We start from the raw sequence: 19,556 nt of genomic DNA, 5'->3' as shown, positions 1-19,556 counted from the left end.
CTCCCTGTGTGGCATGCGCGGCCTATCCAGGCCCGCATGCCTGCAGGACGTCAAGCCAGCCGCGCCCGAGCGGCGTGCAGCTTCTTGTAGCTGTCGATCAGGCGCAAATGGCGATCCAGCCCTTCGAGCTTCATGCTGGTCGGGGTCAGGCCGTAGAAGCGCACGCTACCTTCGATCGAGCCCAGTACCGCATCCATCCGTGGGTTGCCGAACATGCGGCGGAAATTGACTTCGTAGTCGGCCATGTCCAGCTCATCGTCCAACTGCACTTCCAATGCCACGTTAAGCGCCTGGTAGAACAACCCCCGCTCCACGGTATTGTCGTTGAACTGCAAAAACGCCTCGACCAGTTCCTTGGCCTCCTCGAAGCGCTGCACGGCCAGGCAAATGAGCAGTTTGAGCTCGAGGATAGTCAGTTGCCCCCAGACCGTGTTGTCGTCGAATTCGACGCCAATCAGCGTGGTGATGGTGGTGTAGTCGTCGACATCGCAGTTGTCCAGGCGCTTGAGCAGCAGCTTGAGCGAGCGGTTGTCCAGGCGGTGCAGGTTGAGGATGTCGGCGCGGAAGGACAGCGCCCGGTTGGTGTTGTCCCAGATCAGGTCCTCGACCGGGTAGATTTCCGAATAGCCTGGCACCAGAATTCGGCAGGCGATCGCCCCGAGGTTGTCGTACACGGCCATGTAGACTTCTTTGCCAAGGTCTTCGAGGATGCCGAACAAGGTGGCTGCCTCCTGCGCATTGGCACCTTCGCCCTGGGCAGTGAAATCCCAATCGACGAACTCGAAATCAGGCTTAGCGCTGAAGAAGCGCCACGACACAACGCCGCTGGAGTCGATGAAGTGCTCGACGAAATTGTTCGGCTCGGTCAGGGCGTGGCTTTCGAACGTGGGCTGCGGCAGGTCGTTCAAACCTTCGAAGCTGCGGCCCTGCAGCAGTTCCGTCAGGCTGCGTTCCAAAGCCACCTCAAGGCTTGGGTGCGCACCGAACGAGGCGAACACACCACCGGTGCGCGGGTTCATCAGGGTCACGCACATCACCGGGAATTCACCGCCCAGCGAGGCATCCTTGACCAGCACCGGGAAGCCCTGTTCTTCCAGCCCCTGGATACCCGCGACGATGGACGGATAGCGCGCCAGCACCTCGTCCGGCACATCTGGCAGGCACAGCTCGCCTTCCAGGATTTCACGCTTGACCGCTCGCTCGAAGATTTCGGACAGGCACTGCACCTGCGCTTCGGCCAGCGTATTGCCCGCGCTCATGCCGTTGCTCAGGAACAGGTTCTCGATCAGGTTCGATGGGAAGTACACCACTTGCTGGTCCGACTGGCGCACGAACGGCAGTGAGCAGATGCCCCGGGCCGTGTTGCCCGAGTTGGTGTCGTACAGGTGCGAGCCGCGCAGTTCGCCATCGGGGTTGTAGATGGCCAGGCAATGCGCGTCGAGGATTTCGCTGGGCAGGGCATCACGGGGGCCGGGCTTGAACCACTGCTCGTCCGGGTAGTGCACGAACGCCGCATTGGCCAGCTCCTCTCCCCAGAACTGGTCGTTGTAGAAGAAATTGCAGTTCAGCCGCTCGATGAATTCGCCCAATGCTGACGCCAGGGCAGCTTCCTTGGTAGCGCCTTTGCCATTGGTGAAGCACATGGGCGACTGCGCATCGCGCACGTGCAGCGACCAGACGTTAGGCACGATATTGCGCCAGGAGGCAATTTCGATCTTCATGCCAAGGTCGGCCAGGATGCCGGACATGTTGGCAATCGTCTGTTCCAGTGGCAGGTCCTTGCCCGGGATGCGCGTGCTGGTTTCGGCCACCGGCATCAGCAGACCCTGGGCATCGGCGTCGAGGTTGTCGACGACCTCGATCACGAATTGCGGACCGGTCTGCACCACCTTCTTGACCGTGCAGCGCTCGATTGAACGCAAGATGCCCTGGCGGTCCTTGTCAGTGATGTCTTCGGGCAATTCGACCTGGATCTTGAACACCTGGTTGTAGCGGTTCTCAGGGTCGACGATGTTGTTCTGCGACAGGCGAATGTTTTCGGTCGCAATACCGCGTGTCTGGCAGTAGAGCTTGACGAAGTAAGCCGCGCACAGCGCCGAAGACGCCAGGAAATAGTCGAACGGCCCAGGGGCCGAACCATCGCCCTTGTAGCGGATCGGTTGATCGGCGATCACCGTGAAGTCGTCGAACTTGGCTTCGAGACGGAGATTGTCGAGAAAATTGACCTTGATTTCCATGCGGGTTTACCGTGACTTTAAGCGTGCAAAACACAATGGTCGGCATTATCCGGTTTTTCACCGCGGAAATCCTCCCCGAAGGTCGTACGCGGCAGCTACAGGCGCACGCTTGCGCATTCCGGGGAAATCCTTGCCTGATCCTCTGCATCTGCACAGCCTGCCGCAGGCAACGGTTCAGCGGTGTGCTAGCGTTTCTGCACGGGGCAACGCACCCCCAACCATTACGACAAGAACAGCGCAGACCGATCACTGGCAGGTGAACCATGGAATTACACATCAACGGCACGACCCACCAGGTCGATGCAGATGCCGACACGCCCTTGCTGTGGGTGATCCGCGACGATCTGGGCATGACCGGCACCAAGTATGGCTGCGGCCTGGCCCAATGCGGGGCCTGCTCGGTGCTGGTCGACGGCGTTGTGGTGCGCGCCTGCGTTACCCCGGTGTCCGGCGTGGTTGGCAGACAGGTATCGACCATCGAGGCGATCGAAGCGGACCCTGTGGGCAAGCGGGTGGTAGCGGCCTGGGTGGAACACCAGGTCGCGCAATGCGGGTATTGCCAGTCCGGTCAGGTGATGGCGGCGACCGCACTGCTCAAGCATACCCCTGCACCCAGCGCCGAGCAGATCGATGCGGCCATGATCAACCTGTGCCGTTGCGGCACTTACAACGCTATCCATGCAGCCATGCATGACTTGGCGCAGGGAGTCAAAGCCTGATGAGCGCTCCTGATCCCGTTGCCGAACTGCATAGGTTGCAAGCTGGCGAAACCGTCAATCTTTCGCGCCGCCGTTTCCTCGTGGGCACGGCCGCAGGCGCATTGGTCCTGGGCTTCGGCCTGCCGACGGGCGTTGCGCGTGTGCAAGCCGCTGCCGATGCGCAGCGAGGCACCCAGGTACCGGCGTTCCTGGAAATCCGACCGAATGGCACGGTTCGTCTGCTCAGTCCGTTCATGGAAGGCGGCCAAGGACCGTTTACCGCCATGGCGCAGATCGTTGGCGAGGAGCTGGATGTGGATCCCGCTCATTTCGTCGTGGACAGCGCCCCACCCGGCCAAGCCTATGTCGTGATGGAAAACGGCATGCGCATCACCGGCGGCAGCATGTCCGTACGCATGAGCTACCCCACCATGCGCCGTCTGGGCGCACTGGCGCGGGCGATGTTGCTGCAGGCCGCCGCGCAGCAACTCGGGGTCGAGATGAGCGAGCTCACCACGACGCCGGGTACCGTAGTACATACCACGTCAGGGCGCACACTCGGTTATGGCGAGCTCGCCAAGCGCGCCATGGACTTGCCGGTCCCCGACCCTGCCACCGTCAAGCTACGAGATCCTGCCCAGTTTCGCTGGATCGGCAAACCGGTTCGGCGGTTGGATGCGTACGACAAGTCCACCGGCAAGGCCTTGTACTGCATCGATATCAGCGTGCCAGGCATGCTTCACGCAGCCGTGCAGCATGCCCCTCGCCTGGGCATGACGGTGGGCCAAGTGCGCAATGAGGCACAGGTGTCTGCCATGAAGGGCGTGCATTCGGTACATCGCCTGCCCGGGGCTGTTGCCGTGGTTGCGCCGCGGTGGTGGCACGCCAAGCGTGCTGTCGAGGCGCTGCAAGTGGAGTGGCTGGAGCCGGCCGCAGACTCCACCGTACGGGCCATGCCGGCTGATTTCTCCAGCGACGGCTGGCTCCAGCACCTGGCCGATGCTACAGGTCCGGCCCGTGATGAGGAAACGGCCGGAGATGTGGCAAGCGCGCTGGACAACGCCGTGACCACTGTAGAAGCCAGCTACCACAACCAGTACCTGAACCATGCCCAGTTGGAACCCCCTTCTGCCCTTGCCCGCTTCAATCCCGACGGCACACTGGAGGTCTGGCTGCCCAACCAGGCGCCCGACATGTTCCGCGATGACATTGCCAAGCGCACCGGACTGCCACCCGACCAGATCACGCTGCATTCGCCACTGCTGGGGGGCTTCTTCGGTCGGCATTTCCTGTATGAGTCGGCCAACCCCTACCCGCAGGCCATCGCGCTGGCCAAGGCGGTAGGCCAACCCGTCAAGCTGATCTGGAGCCGCGAGGAAGAGTTCTTGCGCGATGTGCTACGCCCAGTCGCCGCGGTCAAGTTCCGGGCCGGGCTCGATGCCGAAGGCTTGCCGGTGGTCCTGGAAGCGGTCAGCGCCACGGAGGGCCCCACTGAAGCCCTGGCCGGCAAACAAGGTGAAAAGGTAGACCCCACGGCATTGGAGGGGCTATCGGGCAAAGCCTATGCCATTGCCAACAAGCGCATTGCACAGGTGTACGTCAAGGGCCCGGCCATGCTCGGCTATTGGCGGTCGGTGGGTAACTCGCTCAACGATTTCTTCTATGAGTCCTTCCTGGATGAGCTGGCGGACAAAGGGGGCCAGGACCCTCTGGCCCTGCGTCAACACCTGCTGCGAGACAACCCGCGCCTGACCCAGTTACTGCAAGCGGTCGTCGAGCTTTCAGGTGGCTGGAAACGCGGGCCTTTCACTGCCGAGGATGGCACGCGGCGGGCCCGGGGCTTGGCGATGGCGTCCCCTTTCGGGTCCGAAGCGGCCGTGATCGCCGAGGTCTCCATCGAAAATGGCCACGTGAAGGTCCACGACATCTGGCAGGCGATCGATCCGGGTAGCATCGTCAACCCGGCCATCATCGAGCACCAGGTCAATGGCGCGGTTGCCTTGGGGTTGTCGCAGACGCTGGTCGAGGAAGCGGTATACGTCGATGGCATGCCGCGTGCGCGCAACTATGACCTGTACCCAATCCTGCCGCCTGCGCGCATGGCCCGGGTGCATGTACGCATCGTTGAAAGCGGCGCGAAGATGGGCGGTATCGGCGAGCCACCTTTGCCCGCGGTAGCACCGGCAGTGGCCAATGCCGTGGCCCAGCTGACCGGACAGCGGGTTCGCAGCCTGCCCATGAGCCGTCATACCTTCAGCTGACCGACAAGGACGCCGCCATGAACCCTCGTACTGCTAGAACCCTCGGCTGGCTGTTGCTGCCCTGCGCGGTCGTCGCTGGCTTGACCGGTTGGTACGTCACCCGAGAACCTGCCTCGCCGTTCGCTGATGAGCAGGCACGCGCCACCGACGACCCGGCATTGATCCGACGCGGGGAATACGTCGCACGGCTGGGCGATTGCGTCGCCTGCCACAGCGTGCCTGATAACCCGCCCATGACAGGTGGGCTCGAAATGGCAACGCCGCTTGGCACGATCCACGCCACCAACATCACCCCTGACAAAGAAACAGGCATCGGCGCCTACTCGCTGGCCGATTTCGACCGGGCCGTGCGCCACGGTGTGGCGCCTGGTGGCCGCCGCCTTTACCCCGCCATGCCCTACCCCTCCTATGCCAAACTCAGCGACGATGACGTACGAGCGCTGTACGCATTCTTCATGCGCAGTGTTCAGCCAGCACGGCAGCCGAACAAGCCTGTCGACATACCCTGGCCATTGAACCTGCGCTGGCCCATTGCCCTGTGGAACGGAGCCTTCGCCCCTGCCAGCCCGTACTTGGCGAAGAACGACAAGAACACACTGTGGAATCGCGGCGCCTACATCGTGCAGGGACCGGGGCACTGCGGCAGTTGCCATACCCCCCGCGGCCTGGCCTTCAATGAAAAAGCCTTTGATGACTCGGGCACGGCGTACCTCGCAGGCGCCTTGCTCGATGGCTGGTACGCGCCAAGTTTGCGCAATGATCCCAACACCGGCCTCGGGCGCTGGAACGAGACTGAGGTGGTGCAGTTTCTCAAGACCGGTCGCAATCGACATGCCGTGGTCTTCGGCTCGATGACCGAGGCATTCAACAACTCTACGCAGTTCATGACCGATGGCGATCTACAGGCCATCGCCCATTACCTCAAGGCGCTGCCCGGCGACCCATCCCGTGATGGCAAACCCTGGCAGTATCAGCCCGAGCCCACACTCGCGCAGCTGGAGCGCCCAGGCGTACGCACTTACATGGCACGCTGCGCCACCTGCCACGGCATGGATGGCAAGGGCCAGGGCGAGTGGATGCCGCCCCTGGCTGGTGCCACTTCCTTGCTCGCCAAGGAGGCTGCCTCGGCCATCAACATCACCCTGAACGGGTCGCAGCGGGCCGTGGCCGATGGCAGGCCCGATGCCTACCGCATGCCCGCCATGCGTGCACAATTGAGCGATCAGGAAATAGCAGAGGTGTTGAGCTATACCCGAAGTGCCTGGGGTAACCACGGCAACGCCGTGAAAGCGGCGGCCGTGGCCAAGCTGCGCAACGATACCGACCCTGCCAGCCCCAGCCCGATCATCCTGCAAATGCGCTGAGGCATGCCACGCCGTCGAGCATGGGAAGGCCTTAGCGGCTGCGTTGCAGGTTGAGTCTGAGCAACTGCTGCGGTACATCCTGCGCGTTGAGCTGCTGCATCGCCCGGCCCAAGGCTTCGCGCAGCGCCGGCTGGTTGCACGGCGAAGCCTTTGACAGGGCCAGGTACAGGCCTTCGCTGGAGACAGGCGGCTGCAGGATCAGCACCTGCTGGTCGATGCCCAAGGTGCGCGCCAGGGCCATGCCCGGGTACTGCTCATAGATCACATAGTCACTGCGCCCGTGCATCAGCTTTTCGAAAGCCTGCCTGGCGCTGGGCACCGCTTCGAGCATCAGGTGCTGCCTGGCATAGGCATCGAACTGTTGACCGTGACTGTTATTGACCAGCGTTCCGCCCTTGAGGCCCTGCAGATCCGACCATTGCCCGTAGACGAAGCCATGCCCCTGACGAGCCCAGATCACGCTCGGCGTGTAGAGAAATGCGGGCAGAATGTAGTCCATCTGCTGCCGGCGAGCGTCGGTGATGAAGTAGCCGGCCATCAAGTCGATCCTGCCGGTGCGAACCTCTTCCTGGGCTCTGGACCAAGGGCCTACATAGAGGACGTCGATTTCCAGGCCAAGGCTGTTGGCCAGGTGGGTGACCAGATCGGCATTGGCCCCAACCAGGTGTTGCGGGTCGAGGGGGTCATGCCAAAGGTAAGGTGGGTATTCCGGATTTCCGGTAGCGGTCAGGCGTTTACACGGCTCGGCAGCCATTGCCAACGATGGCAACAGCCCGAGGCACAACAGGCCAACCAAACCCTTGATCATGCAAGAACTCCGGCAGACGACGCTGTGATTCCTCGTTCCCTGCGCTGGGCACTGGAAGTAAAACCTGCTTCAGGCGGTCAGCTCTACCCGCGCGCGCTCACCGGCCCGCTGGAACACCTCGCGCACCTCGTCGGCTTTGGCCTTGGTAACCGACTTGCCGCTCAGCAGTTCGTCGACCACACGCAGGCCTTGCTCGACGGCAGTGGCTAATTGGTCCGCATCGGAGGCGTCGGCGATATCACCCAGATAAGGCGCGATGAGGTAGACATAGCGATCCTGCAGTTTCAGTGTCTCCAGGGCGTCGAGTGCCTGCTGGAAGCGATCGGCAGCGGCGGGGCTCATGCTCAATTTATCGAAATGAATCAGGCTCACACGATCAGTGGCCATGTTGACGAATCTCCGTTTCCTGATGCGGCCCAGGCCACGAGCAGCAGCGTGTCCACGCTACTCGGACAAGCAGGCCCGGGTGATGTCGATCAGGTTAACAGAACACGACACAGAAAGGGTCATCCGCCCAGGAACTAAAAGTGACCAGCAGGTCGCGCAATGGAAGCCCCAGGGCGCAACCGGGACAGGCAGCGGGATTTGGTGCGCAGGATAATCGCCCGGCAAACCACCCTGCCGAGAACGCCACCACGCGCTCCCCCCTACAACAACAAGCCTGTTTCAGCAGGCACGTCACACAGGGCTTCAACTTCATGGCAAAGGAACACTTCGCAGAGACACCCGATCTTGGCGTGACCGATCCCTCCAAAACGGACGAAGCCCGACAGGACAGGCGCCTGGAGGGCAAGCTCGACTGGGTCGTGTTCGGTTTCACCAGCCTGCTGGCCATCGCGTTCGTGCTGTGGGGTTTCCTCAACCAAGTCAATTTGGCTAGCAGCGCGTCCAGTGCGCAGTCGTGGGTCATTCTCAACTTCGGCTGGTTCTTCGTGCTGACCTCGACTGTGTTCGTCGTGTTCGTACTGTGGTTGGCTGCCAGTCGTTATGGTCGTGTGCCGCTGGGCAGGGACGGGGAACTGCCCGAATTTCGAACGGTGTCGTGGGTGGCGATGATGTTCAGCGCCGGCATGGGCATCGGCCTGATGTTCTTCGGCGTGGCCGAGCCGTTGTCGCACTACGTTTCCCCGCCGCCGGGCTCGACCACTGGTCAGTCGAGCGAAGCGATGCAGGTGGCCATGGCCACCACCCTGTTTCACTGGACGCTGCACCCTTGGGCAATGTATGCCATCGTCGGGCTCGCCATCGCCTATGGCACTTTTCGGCGCGGCCGCTCCCAACTGATATCCGCAGCCTTCAGGCCCTTGATCGGCAAGCACGCCAATGGCCCGCTCGGCCGGCTGATCGACATGATGGCAATCTTTGCCACGCTGTTCGGCTCGGCCGCATCGCTGGGGCTTGGGGCGCTGCAAATTGCAGGTGGCCTTGAATACAACGGCTGGATCGAGCACCCCGGCAAGCTGTTCTACATCGCACTGATCACCGTGCTGACCATCGCCTTCGTCACCTCAGCCGTGTCGGGCATCGGCAAGGGTATCCAGTGGCTGTCCAATACCAACATGGTGCTTGCACTTGTGCTCGCCGTGTTCGTGTTTCTGGTCGGGCCTACCCTGCTGATGCTCAATCTGCTGCCGACATCGATCGGTATCTACATCAAGATGCTGCCGGAAATGATGGCGCGCACCAATGCCAGCGGCGGCGAACCGATGAACGCCTGGCTGGCCGGCTGGACGGTGTTCTACTGGGCATGGTGGATCTCCTGGACGCCTTTCGTCGGCATGTTCATCGCCCGTATCAGCCGTGGCCGCACCATTCGCCAATTCGTCACCGGGGTACTGCTGGTGCCAAGCCTGGTCAGCCTGGCGTGGTTCACCATCTTCGGCGGCGCGGCCATCGACGCCTTGCGCGAAGGCGCCTTCGTGCTGGCTAACGGTGCCGTCAACAGCAACCATGCGCTGTACCAATTGCTCGCCAGTTACCCTTTGGCCTCCGCCACTTCGGTGCTGGTGATGATCCTGGTCGGTATCTTCTTCGTTTCCGGTGCCGACGCAGCATCACTGGTCATGGGGACGCTGTCCGAACATGGCACCACCTCCCCTTCACGACGCACGGTGATTTTCTGGGGAGCGCTCACCGGCACGGTCGCAGCCATCATGCTGGCCATCGGTGATCCCAGCGCGCCGGACAAAGCCCTGACCGGGCTGCAAAACCTGACCATCGTGGTGGCCCTGCCCTTCGTACTGGTCATGGTGCTGCTGTGTCTGGCGCTTTATCGCGACCTGCGCAAGGACCCCATGATGCTGCGCCACCTTCGCGGTACCGAGCTGATCGAAAAAGCTGTGTTGTATGGCGCCGTCAAGCATGGCGAAGAGTTCTACATCGTCGTTCAGGAAAAGAAAGCCTCGGTGAAAGCTGTTGCAACCAAAGAGCTGACCGAATCATGAGGTCGCCAGATCGGGCGCTCTGATGCCTACCCGCGAAACTGGTAAAAGTGCCAGTTTCGCAGCCCCAGCGACCGACGCAATATCGTCAACGCCTTCCAGCCGAATGAGCGCAGCGCTCATGAATGACCTTCAGCAAGGTAGAGTCGCCTGGTTCGATGCCGGCCAGGGTTGGGCTGCAGCCAGGGAACGAACGGCATCAGTTTTCCATTCCAGGGGCGACGCCTGCTAGACCCAGGCAGGCCCCATTGCCGCGGTCAGGTTTACCAATCGAACCGGTGTACAGAAAGAATGCCTGGTTGACCCTGCTCCGCACCTCATCCATTTGCGCAACATGTTGAAGACTTTTCGCGACGCCAACGGTGAACCAGCTTACAAAAAAACGGTCTTTGGCTGACGGTTCACTACCCGACCGGTTCGCGGCCCATTCATCGGCCTACATTTGTCCAGCTTCAGCGAAGACCCCAAAATGCCCGACTCCCGCCTAACTGCCTTTGCCCTCCCTGCCCTGCGCGGCGGTCTGCTTGCCAGCGCCCTGGCGCTCGTCACGCCCGCGCACGCCGAGACGCCAGCCAGCGATGCCCGCTGGGTCAGTGACAGCCTCAGCACCTACGTACGCAGTGGTCCGACAGACGGCCACCGTATCGTCGGTACGCTGAAGTCCGGGCAGCCGCTGACGCTGATCGGTACCCAGGGCAACTACAGCCAGGTCCGTGGACAAAACGGTGATGTGGTGTGGATCCTCTCCAGTGATCTGCAGTCAGTGCCTGGCCAGAATGAGCGCTTGCCTGAGCTCGATGCCAAGGTGGCCGAATTGACAGGGCAATTGAAGACCATCGATGACAGCTGGAAGAACCGGGTGCAGGGCATGCAGGAAACCCTGGATTCGCGCAAGCAACTGGTCGACGAACTCCAGGCGCGCAACAAGGACTTGAACGAGCAACTGGACCAGAGCCAGTCGAACCTTCGCGATGCCCAGGCGCGCCTGGGTGACGAGAACAAGCAGGTGATGATGCGCTACATGGTGTATGGCGGCAGCATCGCAGGGGCGGGCTTGTTGGTCGGTCTCATTCTACCGGCCTTGACCCGTGGGCGGAAAAAGAGCGATCGCTGGTTCTAAGGCTTGTATTGACGATTCGGGCTGAACGCCTGGGGCTGCGGCGCAGCCCATCGCGGCCCCGCCTGCTTAGCCCATGGCGCAGATACTTGCGCCCTGCCCGTTTTCGGCATTGCTCAACCCGTCATCCCCAGCATTGACCGCTGCTGCGCCTGCCCACGCTACTGACTCAGCCGCTCCAATGCCTGAAGCACATAGTGAGTACCCTTATCCTGCCTGGCGTCCCGGCAGGCGATCCCCAACTGCCGCCACAACCCAGGCCTCAAGGGTCGACAGACCAGACGTGGGTCTGCCTCCGTTACCTCACCCTCCTGCGGCAGCAACGTGGCACCGTACCCGGCACTCACCAGGCGCTTGATGGCGTCGTTGTAGTTCAGTTCGATGCGTGGCTGTGGGTGCAGCCCGGCCGCTGCGAACCATTCGGAGCAGACCCGCGACAACTGCGTGCTGCTGTCATTGAGGATCAAAGGGCGCTCGGCCAACCACTGAGGCGTGACAGCTGCCGGCGGCTGCCAGTCAGCCGGCATGTAAGCCAGGATGGGGTCTCGGCGCCAAGCAGTGACCGCCAGGCCCTTGCCCGCCACTTGTGGCAAGGCCACCAGGCCGATGTCCAGCAGCCCTTCACGCAACTGCACCAGGGACGCCTGGGAAGTGAGGACCTGCACCTGCACATCGATGCCCGGGTGATCAATGCGCAGGTGCTCAAGCGCCTCGGGCAGCAGGTGCGCGATGGCCCCTGTCGATGCGCCAAGCCGCACACGCCCTGTCAGGCCTTGCACTTGATTGCGCACCTCATCCAGGGCCAGTTCGGCATCGGCAAGCAGGCGCCTGGCGCGCACCAGAAGGGTTTCGCCAATGGCTGTCGGCCGAACCTGGCCGCGTGTGCGGGTCAGCAGCGAAGCGCCCACCCGCGACTCCAGCTCGGCCACGTGCAGGCTGATGGTGGGGGGTGCCAGATTGAGCTGACGGGCTGCCGCCGCAAAAGACCCTAGCTGACTGATCACCACCAGCGTCCGCAGGCGGTCAAGGCTTATTTCACGCACAGTGCCACGGTTTCCTTGAGCTAAACGTCGAAAGGTTCAGAATAGCTGAACGTCCCGGTCATGAAATGTAAATTTTCTTTACGTCTGGCTTGAGCGACGCTGGTGTCCGACCTACTGGCTTGGACACGTGAACATGCATCTACCTCTTGTCTTCATCGATGGCGATCAAGGCACCACCGGGCTGCAAATCCATGCCCGCCTGCACGATCGCAAGGACCTGCGCCTGCTGACACTTGCCGACGCCCAGCGCAAGGACCTCAAGTGCCGCAGCGAGGCCATCAACCGTGCCGACATCGCCATCCTCTGTTTGCCCGATGACGCTGCACGCGAAGCGGTGAGCGTGATCGACAATCCCGGGGTGCGGGTGATCGATGCCAGCTCAGCCCACCGTACCGCGCCAGGTTGGACCTACGGTTTCGCCGAACTGAATCGTGACCAGGCTACGCATATCGGCCAAAGTACCCGGGTCAGCAACCCTGGCTGCTACCCGACGGGCGCGATCGCACTGCTCGGCCCCTTGATCGCGGCAGGCTTGGTACCTGCCGACTACCCGCTGGCCATCCATGCCATTTCGGGCTATTCCGGCGGCGGGCGCGCAGCGGTGCAGCAGCATGAGCAGCAGGACAATAGCGACGCCTCGGCCGTGCTCATGTACGGGCTGGACCTGGCGCACAAGCATGTGCCCGAGATCCAGGTCCACGCCGGCCTATCGGCCCGTCCCATGTTCATGCCCGCCTATGGCGCCTATCGCCAGGGCATCGTCCTCAGCATCGCCCTGCACCTGCGCATGCTGCCCGGCCGGGTCAGCGCGCAGCAGTTGCAGGCGTGTCTGGAGCAGCACTACCAGGGCGCCCGCCACGTGAAGGTGATGCCGCTGCAAACCCAGGGCACAGCCGAGCGGCTCGACCCCCAGGCGCTCAACGGGACCGATGATCTGCGCCTGGCCCTGTACGCCAACCCCTCGCACGGCCAGGTGCTGTTGACCGCCGTCTTCGACAACTTGGGCAAAGGGGCTGCCGGGGCTGCCGTGCAGAACCTGGACTTGATGCTCGACGCCCTGCGCGCCGAAGGCGATAACGGCAAAAACGGGTAGACTGTACAGCCCGCGCACTCATGCTGCGGGCTGTATTCCATTCGCCGGAGCCTGTTTGCCGATGTACATCCTGAGCCGCCTGTCCAGCGTGCCACCCGAGTCGTTCCAGAACCAGATCCGGGAACTGGTCATCCACGAGGTGGGTGAGCTGAGTAGTGTCGCCATCACGCCTGACAACCCGTTGTACCCGTTGTACCAGTACGGTGTAGGCATGGAGGTACACCAGTACCTGCAAGCACTCGATGGCACCCGCGGGCTGCGCGTTGCCCTGACGCTGGCGCTCGATGCCGATGCCCCGGATCAGTTACTGGGCTTCGCTCTGGCATTGCCAGCCGACAACGACGACCAGGCCTGCGCCCTGGCTTTTCTCGCTGTAGCGCCCACGTACCGCCGCAAGGGGGTCGCGCGCGCCTTGCTGGCCGACCTGCAGGCTCAGTACAGGTACATCGAGTTGAATGCCTTTGCCCATCAGGTGCCGTGGTTCGAAGTCATGGGCATGCAAGCCGTCTCGGCCAACGGCCCACAGGTACTGATGAGCAGTACCGGTCAGGGCGGTGATGCGCTGATCGGGCGCCTGGACATCGCGCCCATCTACCAGACGACCGAAGTCATGCAAATCCACACCTATCTGCTGAACCAGCACGGCGAGGACGCCATGATCGAGGCCGAACAGCGTCGGGACGAGCGTCTGGATGAGCTAGCCCTTCAGGCTCAAGCCTGTGTGCAGCAACGCCTGACGGTACATTGATCCCCCTGCTCCTGCGCCTGTGACACGGCGCAGGTTGCCCACACTCAGGCATGCACCCAACGGCGATGCAGACCACGGGCCAGCGCATCCAGGGCAAAGCCCAACACCCCGATCAGCAGCACCATGGCCATCAGCTCTGAATAGGCCAGACGGTCGCGTGTATCGAGAATGAAGTATCCCAGGCCTGCGCTCACCCCGAGCATCTCGCAGGGCACCAGCACGATCCACAGAATGCCGATGGCCAGCCGTACGCCTGTGAGCACGTGCCCGATCACACCAGGGACGATCACCTTGCACAAGGTTTCCCAGCGGGTGGCGCTCAGGCTTCGGCTCAGCTGCAGCCAGCGCGGGTCCAGTTGCCTTACACCGGCAGCGGTATTGAGCAGGATCGGCCACAGCGCTGCGAACGCCAGCAGGAAGTAGATAGGCTGGTCGCCCACCCCCATCAGCATCACCACGACCGGCATCCACGACAGCGGCGAGATCATGCGCAGAAACTGAAAAGCAGGTGTAGTCGCCGCCTCCAGGTGCCGGTAGCTGCCCACCAACAGCCCAAGGGGCACGCCTATCAGCAGTGCCAGCACTAACCCGATCAGGATTCGTTTGAGGCTGACCCAGATGTGACCGTACACCTCGCCTTGCCCAAGCAGCTCGATCAGGCTGGTAAAGGTGGCTGAGGGCGAGAAGCGTGCAGACAGACCATCGGGCTGGCCGAAGGCTGCCACCCCCGCCCACCAGACCAGCAGCAACCCCAGCAATCCGGCCAGCCCCAGGCTGGCATGTACCACGTGCTTGCGCATCAGACCGCGAACTCCTCGCTTCGCTCGAAGCTGTCGCCAATACCGAAGACCGAAGGGCCACCGACGCTGGCGATGGCGTTGCGCACAAAACGGTCGTCGACCAGGTCACCGGCCACGTGGGCCGGGTCCAGGTCGGCGAGGAACGCGTTGTTGCCTTCGATCAGGGTGCGCTTGAGCCGCGTAACGAGCTCTTGGGTGTAGCTGGGGTACGGGTACGGCTGGAAATCGATGCGTTTCTCATCCCACTGCTGGTGCTGTATGGCGCCAGTGGCAATGTAGTCGGCACGGTCGCTGGCAGCGGGTGCCAACACCTTGGTCAACACCGCGGGATCGTGCGGGGTGTACTTGTTAGGGCCTGACTTGGACAGCAAGGCAGCCGCCTCTGCCCGGTGTTCGCGGGTCCATTGCTGGGCCTTGACGATGGCGTTGACCACCTTCTGCGACCAGTCCGGCCGGTTGTTCAGGTCGTGCTCGTGCATGAACACCACGCAGCAGGCATGGTTGCGCCAGACGTCTGCGGTGAAGCGCTGCACGCGACCGACCTTGAGGTTTTCGGCCAAGGCGTTGAACGGCTCGGCGACGATGTAGCCGGCGATGCGCTTGCTGGCCAGCGCTGGGGGCATGTCAGAGGGAGGCAGCACCAGCAGGTTGACTTCGTTGGCGGCGAGCGCTGCTGTGGCAGGCTTGGACACGGCGGTCAGGCCGCTGTCGGCGAGCATCTGTTGCAGCACCACGTTATGGATCGAGTACCAGAACGGAATGGCCACGGTCTTGCCACCGAGCTGTTTCATGTCGGTGATGTCCGGCGCTACCGTCAGCCCCGAACCGCCCACGTGGTTCCAGGCCACCACTTTGGCCGGCACCTTGCTTGCGTAACGCGCCCAAACCGTCATCGGTGACAACAGGTGAATGACGTTGACCTGCCCAGAAATGAACGCTTCGATCACCTGTGCCCAGCTGCGCAGCAACACGGGCCGTTCGGCCTTGATGCCTTCGGCTTCGAACAGGCCATTGTTATGCGCCACCAGCAACGGGGTGGCATCGGTGATAGGTAGATAACCGATGCGCACAGGCGCATCGGGTTCTGCGGCGGCGCGCGCCTGCAGGCTGGACAGCAGCGGCAAGGCGCCAGCTGCGGTCAGCAGTGCGCTCATCTTGAGAAAATCGCGACGCGAAGAAGCGCCGCAGCAGTCATCCATGCACATGGACAGCCTCCGAGGGCAACGGGGTGGGTTGAGGTTCGTTTGTGCGGCTTGCCCGCCGAAGGGTTTTGAGAATCTCGATGCGCAAGGCGCCCAATGCCTCGACCTGCTGCGTCCGGGGTTGCAGCAGGTCGACGCGCCATTGCCCGAGCGTGTGCGCTGGGTGGTCGCCCAGTAGCAATACGCGGTCGGACAACAGCAGGGCTTCGTCGATGTCGTGCGTGATCAGGACCGCCGCGGTGTTGTGCGTGGCGATCAATTGCAGCAGCAGTTGCTGCATGTCGGCGCGGGTCACCTCGTCCAGCGCGCCGAATGGCTCGTCGAGCAGCAGCACTTCAGGTTGGCGCGCCAGGCAACGGGCCAATGCCGTGCGCTGGGCCATGCCGCCGGAGAGCTGGGCCGGGTACTGGTTGCGCGCATGCTCCAGGCCCACGGCGGCAATGGCATGGTCGACGCGTGCCCGACGCTCGTCTGCGGCAAGCGCTGGCTGGCGAGCGAAGTCCAGGCCGAAGGCAACGTTCTTTTCCAGGCTCAGCCAAGGCAGCAGGCTTGGATCCTGAAAGGCCACTGCCAGGCGCGGATGCGGACCCTGCAGTGGCTGGCCGTGCAACATCACATGCCCACCCTGGGGTTGCTGAAGGCCGGCCAGCACGCGCAGCAGGCTGGACTTGCCGACCCCGCTGGGGCCCAGGATGCTCACCACCTCGCCTGGGGCCAGTTGCAGATCGAACTGCGCCAGTACCTGCTGCCAGCCATCGGCACGGGGGTAACCCAGGCTGATGCCCTGGGCTTGTAGCACCACGCGGGTCATGCCGATGCTGCCTGGCGGTGAAGTTCAGCGCGCAGTTGCACCAGGCTGGGGGTGACGATGGGCACGAAGGCCGACTCACGCCAGCGCCGAGCGAAGCCTTCGCCGTACTCGCACAGGTAAGCTTTGCCGCCGCTTGCCTGAAGCTCAAGCTGCACGGCATCGGCAGCGCACTCGGCCAGGGTGATGCGCAATTTGAACAGCGCTGCCGGTTGCTCCTTGAAGCGCTCATCGAGCAGCCCCTGCTTGAGCTCGCTCACGGTGTTCTCCAGGCGAGCACCGAGTACCTGCCTGGCTTCATCCAGGAACGAAGCGCGCCCGTGCAGGTGACCCTGGACTTCCTCCAGCGCCCTGCGCGCCAGGCCGATGGCCATGCCGCACTGCAGCCCCAGGAAAGCCGGCCGCACCCGGGGTAGGAATTCACGTGCGTTATCGTGCAGCAACCAGTCACGCGGCAGCTGCACCTGGTGAAAGGCCAGCGCAGCGGTGTTACTCGACTGCAAGCCCATCAGTTGCAGGTCATCTGAGCGCTCAAGACCTTGAGCATCGGACGGAATGGCCAGCACGAAGGGGGCGCCACCGCCTTCATCTTCGATAGCCGCGGCGACAACGAAGCCGCTCTTGCGCAGGTTGGTCACCCAGTGCAACCGCCCTTCCAGGTCCCAGCCATCCTCCAGAGGCCTACCGCGCACCTGCAGTGTCTCGATACCCGAAAGAAACTTCATGGCGTTGGACAAACCCGTAGCGCCGGCCAGTTCACCGCTCAGCAGTGCAGGCAGTAGCCGTTGGCGCAGCCCGGCATTGGGGCTCTGTAGCAGGTACTCGATGAAGGCCCGCTGCCCCCAGCAAACGAAGGCCGTCGCCAGTGAACGGCTGGCAATGGCTGCGATGGCCTCCACGGCATCGGTGATCTGACCACCTGAACCACCCAGGGCAGGGTCAATGCCAACGCGCAGCAGCTGCGACTGGGCGATCTGCGACAGCACCCGTTGCGGCTCGCACTGGCCTCGGTCGATGGCTTCGGCATTGGCATCCAGCCACTGTCCAAATGCGCACTCTTGCATGTGTTCTTGCTCCTTTTGAAACGCCGCGGCCGCCTGGCGACCCGTTCACGGCCAATGGCCGCTCCTGCACCGACCGCCGTGCGGCGGGTTGCCTGCGCCTTATGCAGACGGCTGTTGCCAGCGGTACTTACCCAACTCATCGTTGAGCGGCGTCTGGGCGAACACATTAGCAAAGTTGCACAGGGTTGCGAGGCTGACGCCCAGAATCACTTCCAGCGCATTGCCCTCGGTGAAGCCGGCGTCACGAAAAGCCTGGTAGGTTGCCGGGCTCACGTCGCCGCGGGTAGCGATGACTTCGCGGGCAAACGCCGCCAGGGTTTCATAACGCGCGTCGGGAAGCTCACCGCGCGCGCGCAGGGCGTCGACCACTTCATGGGGCAGCTTGGCTTTATTCAGGGCCACTGCGGTATGGCCCGCCACGCAGAAGTCGCAACCGTGCTGGGTGGCGGCGATCAACTGCACCACTTCGCGCTCGGCCAAGGTCAGCTCCGACTTACCGTTCAACGCCGAAACGGTGACATAGGTCTCCAGCGCTGCTGGCGCATTGGCCAAGACACGCAGCAGGTTGGGGATGAAGCCCGAGTTCTTCTGGGCGTTTTCAAGAAACGGCTTGGCCGCCTCTGGTGCGGTCTGCAGGTCGTGTAGGGTAATGCGCGAGGACATGGGGTAATCTCCTTTGCCGTGTATCAGTACAGTCTGTTGGTTATAAGAAGTACGCTCCATATTCATCAGTCGTTTTTACTTGCTTCTGAGTGTTTGCCTTAGATGATTTCGTCCAGCCATCTCGTCGAGCGGTTATTAGAAAACCTCGAGCTAGACGCCAGCCTGTTCCATGTCGGCCGTTACTGCGGGGGTTGGCACGCCAGCACTCACGGCATGGGTCACGCCAGTTTTCACCTGGTCGTGCAAGGCGGCTGCTGGCTGCACGCCGATACCCTCGAACAGCCAGTGCGCCTTGAGCGCGGCGACGCCGTGTTCCTGCTGCGTGACGTAAGTTATCGGCTTGCCAGCGAAGCCGATGCAGCGCAGGCCTGCGCCCAACCACGCCAAACCATGCAGCCCCTGGATACCCAAGCCAGCGATGGGGTGGGCCTGGTCTGTGGATTCTTCCATTTCAGCAGCGGCCTCTCGGCACTGATCATCGACGCAATGGCCGACCTGATCATCCTGCGCGCCGAGGATCCCGCTGGCAGCGCTGCACGGGCGTTGTTCGATCTGATCCTGGAAGAATGCCGGCGCGCCAACGGGCCGTCTCAAGTCTTGCTGGAGCGGCTGACGCACCTGCTGTTCCTTTATGCCTTGCGCCAACAGGTGCATGGCGCTCAGCCGCTGGGAGGGCTGATCGCCCTTGCCCGCCAGCCGGCGTTTGCCGACTTGCTCGAACAGTTGATCAAGGCCCCTGGGGCCATCTGGACGCTGGAGCGCATGGCGGCGTGCACGGGCTTGTCGCGCTCGGCGTTCTTCAAGCGTTTCAGCGAGCTGGCCGGGCAGTCACCCGGCCAAGTGCTTTTGGCACTGCGCATGCGCCATGCCAGCCAGCTGCTGCGCGCTGGCCATACGGTCGAGCAGGTTGGCGTCCAGGCGGGGTATCAATCTGTGGCGGCGTTCACGCGTGCCTTCGCCAAGGCAGTGGGTGTTCAGCCGGGGGCGTATCGGCGTCAGCAAGGGCGAAGGTGAAGCCGCTTCCAGCGCCTGCGTGCAGGGCATTGGCGCTAGCATCTCGTTACATTGCATGACTGTCCTACAATAATGGCTTTATGTCATCATCCGCGCGTTTAAGTTCATCGCACTCCCCCTCCCGCCCCATAGCCTCTCCAGAGCCTGGCGCCGTCCCGAACGGCTTGCGCCAACGCGCCTCGCCCCTGCACGCCT

Annotated in this window: 17 protein-coding genes; 8 read left to right on the top strand and 9 right to left on the bottom strand. The window is 62.8% G+C overall.

Annotated elements, in window-relative coordinates:
• Window positions 1–50 precede the first annotated feature (50 nt).
• The gene (locus tag CRP40_RS15140; RefSeq protein ID WP_027914847.1) at window positions 51–2,237 is read right to left on the bottom strand and encodes an OsmC domain/YcaO domain-containing protein; all 2,187 of its coding nucleotides are present in this window, start codon (window positions 2,235–2,237) and stop codon (window positions 51–53) included.
• A 263-nt stretch (window positions 2,238–2,500) separates the two neighbouring features.
• Here CRP40_RS15140 and CRP40_RS15135 point away from each other — a divergent pair, with 263 nt between their 5' ends.
• The 3 genes from CRP40_RS15135 to CRP40_RS15125 are packed head-to-tail and all read left to right on the top strand — an operon-like array spanning window position 2,501 to window position 6,560.
• The gene (locus CRP40_RS15135; RefSeq protein ID WP_027914846.1) at window positions 2,501–2,956 is read left to right on the top strand and encodes a (2Fe-2S)-binding protein; all 456 of its coding nucleotides are present in this window, start codon (window positions 2,501–2,503) and stop codon (window positions 2,954–2,956) included.
• Entirely contained in the window at window positions 2,956–5,196 is a 2,241-nt protein-coding gene (locus CRP40_RS15130; protein WP_027914845.1) for a molybdopterin cofactor-binding domain-containing protein, read from the top strand. The genes CRP40_RS15135 and CRP40_RS15130 overlap by 1 nt, the downstream gene beginning before the upstream one ends.
• Window positions 5,197–5,213: 17 nt before the next feature.
• Window positions 5,214–6,560: a cytochrome c gene (locus tag CRP40_RS15125; protein WP_027914844.1), complete on the top strand. Its 1,347-nt coding sequence runs from the start codon at window positions 5,214–5,216 to the stop codon at window positions 6,558–6,560.
• A 31-nt stretch (window positions 6,561–6,591) separates the two neighbouring features.
• On the opposite strand, the gene CRP40_RS15120 is transcribed toward CRP40_RS15125, so the two are convergent.
• Both CRP40_RS15120 and CRP40_RS15115 read right to left on the bottom strand, forming a co-directional pair.
• Complete coding sequence (locus CRP40_RS15120; RefSeq protein WP_027914843.1) at window positions 6,592–7,368, bottom strand: transporter substrate-binding domain-containing protein; 777 nt, start codon at window positions 7,366–7,368, stop codon at window positions 6,592–6,594.
• 69 nt (window positions 7,369–7,437) lie between these two features.
• Complete coding sequence (locus CRP40_RS15115; RefSeq protein WP_027914842.1) at window positions 7,438–7,755, bottom strand: hypothetical protein; 318 nt, start codon at window positions 7,753–7,755, stop codon at window positions 7,438–7,440.
• A 311-nt stretch (window positions 7,756–8,066) separates the two neighbouring features.
• On the opposite strand from CRP40_RS15115, the gene CRP40_RS15110 reads away from it, so the two are divergent.
• Complete coding sequence (locus CRP40_RS15110; RefSeq protein WP_027914841.1) at window positions 8,067–9,812, top strand: BCCT family transporter; 1,746 nt, start codon at window positions 8,067–8,069, stop codon at window positions 9,810–9,812.
• Window positions 9,813–10,278: 466 nt separating this feature from the next.
• Window positions 10,279–10,929 carry a TIGR04211 family SH3 domain-containing protein gene (locus CRP40_RS15105; protein WP_027914840.1) on the top strand — a complete coding sequence of 217 codons (651 nt, stop codon included), beginning with the start codon at window positions 10,279–10,281 and terminating at the stop codon, window positions 10,927–10,929.
• 158 nt (window positions 10,930–11,087) lie between these two features.
• Here CRP40_RS15105 and CRP40_RS15100 read toward each other — a convergent pair whose 3' ends face one another.
• Complete coding sequence (locus CRP40_RS15100) at window positions 11,088–11,969, bottom strand: LysR family transcriptional regulator (RefSeq protein WP_027914839.1); 882 nt, start codon at window positions 11,967–11,969, stop codon at window positions 11,088–11,090.
• Between the two features lie 133 nt (window positions 11,970–12,102).
• Here CRP40_RS15100 and argC point away from each other — a divergent pair, with 133 nt between their 5' ends.
• Together argC and CRP40_RS15090 are read left to right on the top strand one after the other, a co-directional pair.
• Window positions 12,103–13,062, top strand: a complete 960-nt coding sequence (gene argC / locus CRP40_RS15095) for an N-acetyl-gamma-glutamyl-phosphate reductase (protein WP_027914838.1) — start codon at window positions 12,103–12,105, stop codon at window positions 13,060–13,062.
• Between the two features lie 61 nt (window positions 13,063–13,123).
• Window positions 13,124–13,810 carry a GNAT family N-acetyltransferase gene (locus CRP40_RS15090; RefSeq protein ID WP_027914837.1) on the top strand — a complete coding sequence of 229 codons (687 nt, stop codon included), beginning with the start codon at window positions 13,124–13,126 and terminating at the stop codon, window positions 13,808–13,810.
• A gap of 44 nt (window positions 13,811–13,854) precedes the next feature.
• On the opposite strand, the gene CRP40_RS15085 is transcribed toward CRP40_RS15090, so the two are convergent.
• From CRP40_RS15085 to CRP40_RS15065, 5 genes are all read right to left on the bottom strand, one after another.
• On the bottom strand, window positions 13,855–14,610 hold the full coding sequence (locus tag CRP40_RS15085) for an ABC transporter permease (protein WP_027914836.1): 756 nt from the start codon (window positions 14,608–14,610) through the stop codon (window positions 13,855–13,857).
• On the bottom strand, window positions 14,610–15,815 hold the full coding sequence (locus CRP40_RS15080) for an ABC transporter substrate-binding protein (protein ID WP_027914835.1): 1,206 nt from the start codon (window positions 15,813–15,815) through the stop codon (window positions 14,610–14,612). The genes CRP40_RS15085 and CRP40_RS15080 overlap by 1 nt, the downstream gene beginning before the upstream one ends.
• Complete coding sequence (locus tag CRP40_RS15075; protein WP_027914834.1) at window positions 15,802–16,623, bottom strand: ABC transporter ATP-binding protein; 822 nt, start codon at window positions 16,621–16,623, stop codon at window positions 15,802–15,804. The genes CRP40_RS15080 and CRP40_RS15075 overlap by 14 nt, the downstream gene beginning before the upstream one ends.
• Entirely contained in the window at window positions 16,620–17,684 is a 1,065-nt protein-coding gene (locus CRP40_RS15070) for an acyl-CoA dehydrogenase family protein (RefSeq protein WP_027914833.1), read from the bottom strand. Before CRP40_RS15070 ends, CRP40_RS15075 begins: the two co-directional genes overlap by 4 nt.
• A 99-nt stretch (window positions 17,685–17,783) precedes the next feature.
• Complete coding sequence (locus CRP40_RS15065) at window positions 17,784–18,347, bottom strand: carboxymuconolactone decarboxylase family protein (RefSeq protein ID WP_023535132.1); 564 nt, start codon at window positions 18,345–18,347, stop codon at window positions 17,784–17,786.
• A 102-nt stretch (window positions 18,348–18,449) separates the two neighbouring features.
• Here CRP40_RS15065 and CRP40_RS15060 point away from each other — a divergent pair, with 102 nt between their 5' ends.
• Complete coding sequence (locus tag CRP40_RS15060) at window positions 18,450–19,361, top strand: AraC family transcriptional regulator (protein ID WP_027914832.1); 912 nt, start codon at window positions 18,450–18,452, stop codon at window positions 19,359–19,361.
• The last annotated feature ends 195 nt before the right edge of the window (window positions 19,362–19,556 follow it).

Source organism: Pseudomonas sp. URMO17WK12:I9 (genome assembly GCF_900230165.1).
Lineage (GTDB): Bacteria > Pseudomonadota > Gammaproteobacteria > Pseudomonadales > Pseudomonadaceae > Aquipseudomonas > Aquipseudomonas fulva.
This window is presented reverse-complemented; position numbering and strand designations above follow the sequence as displayed.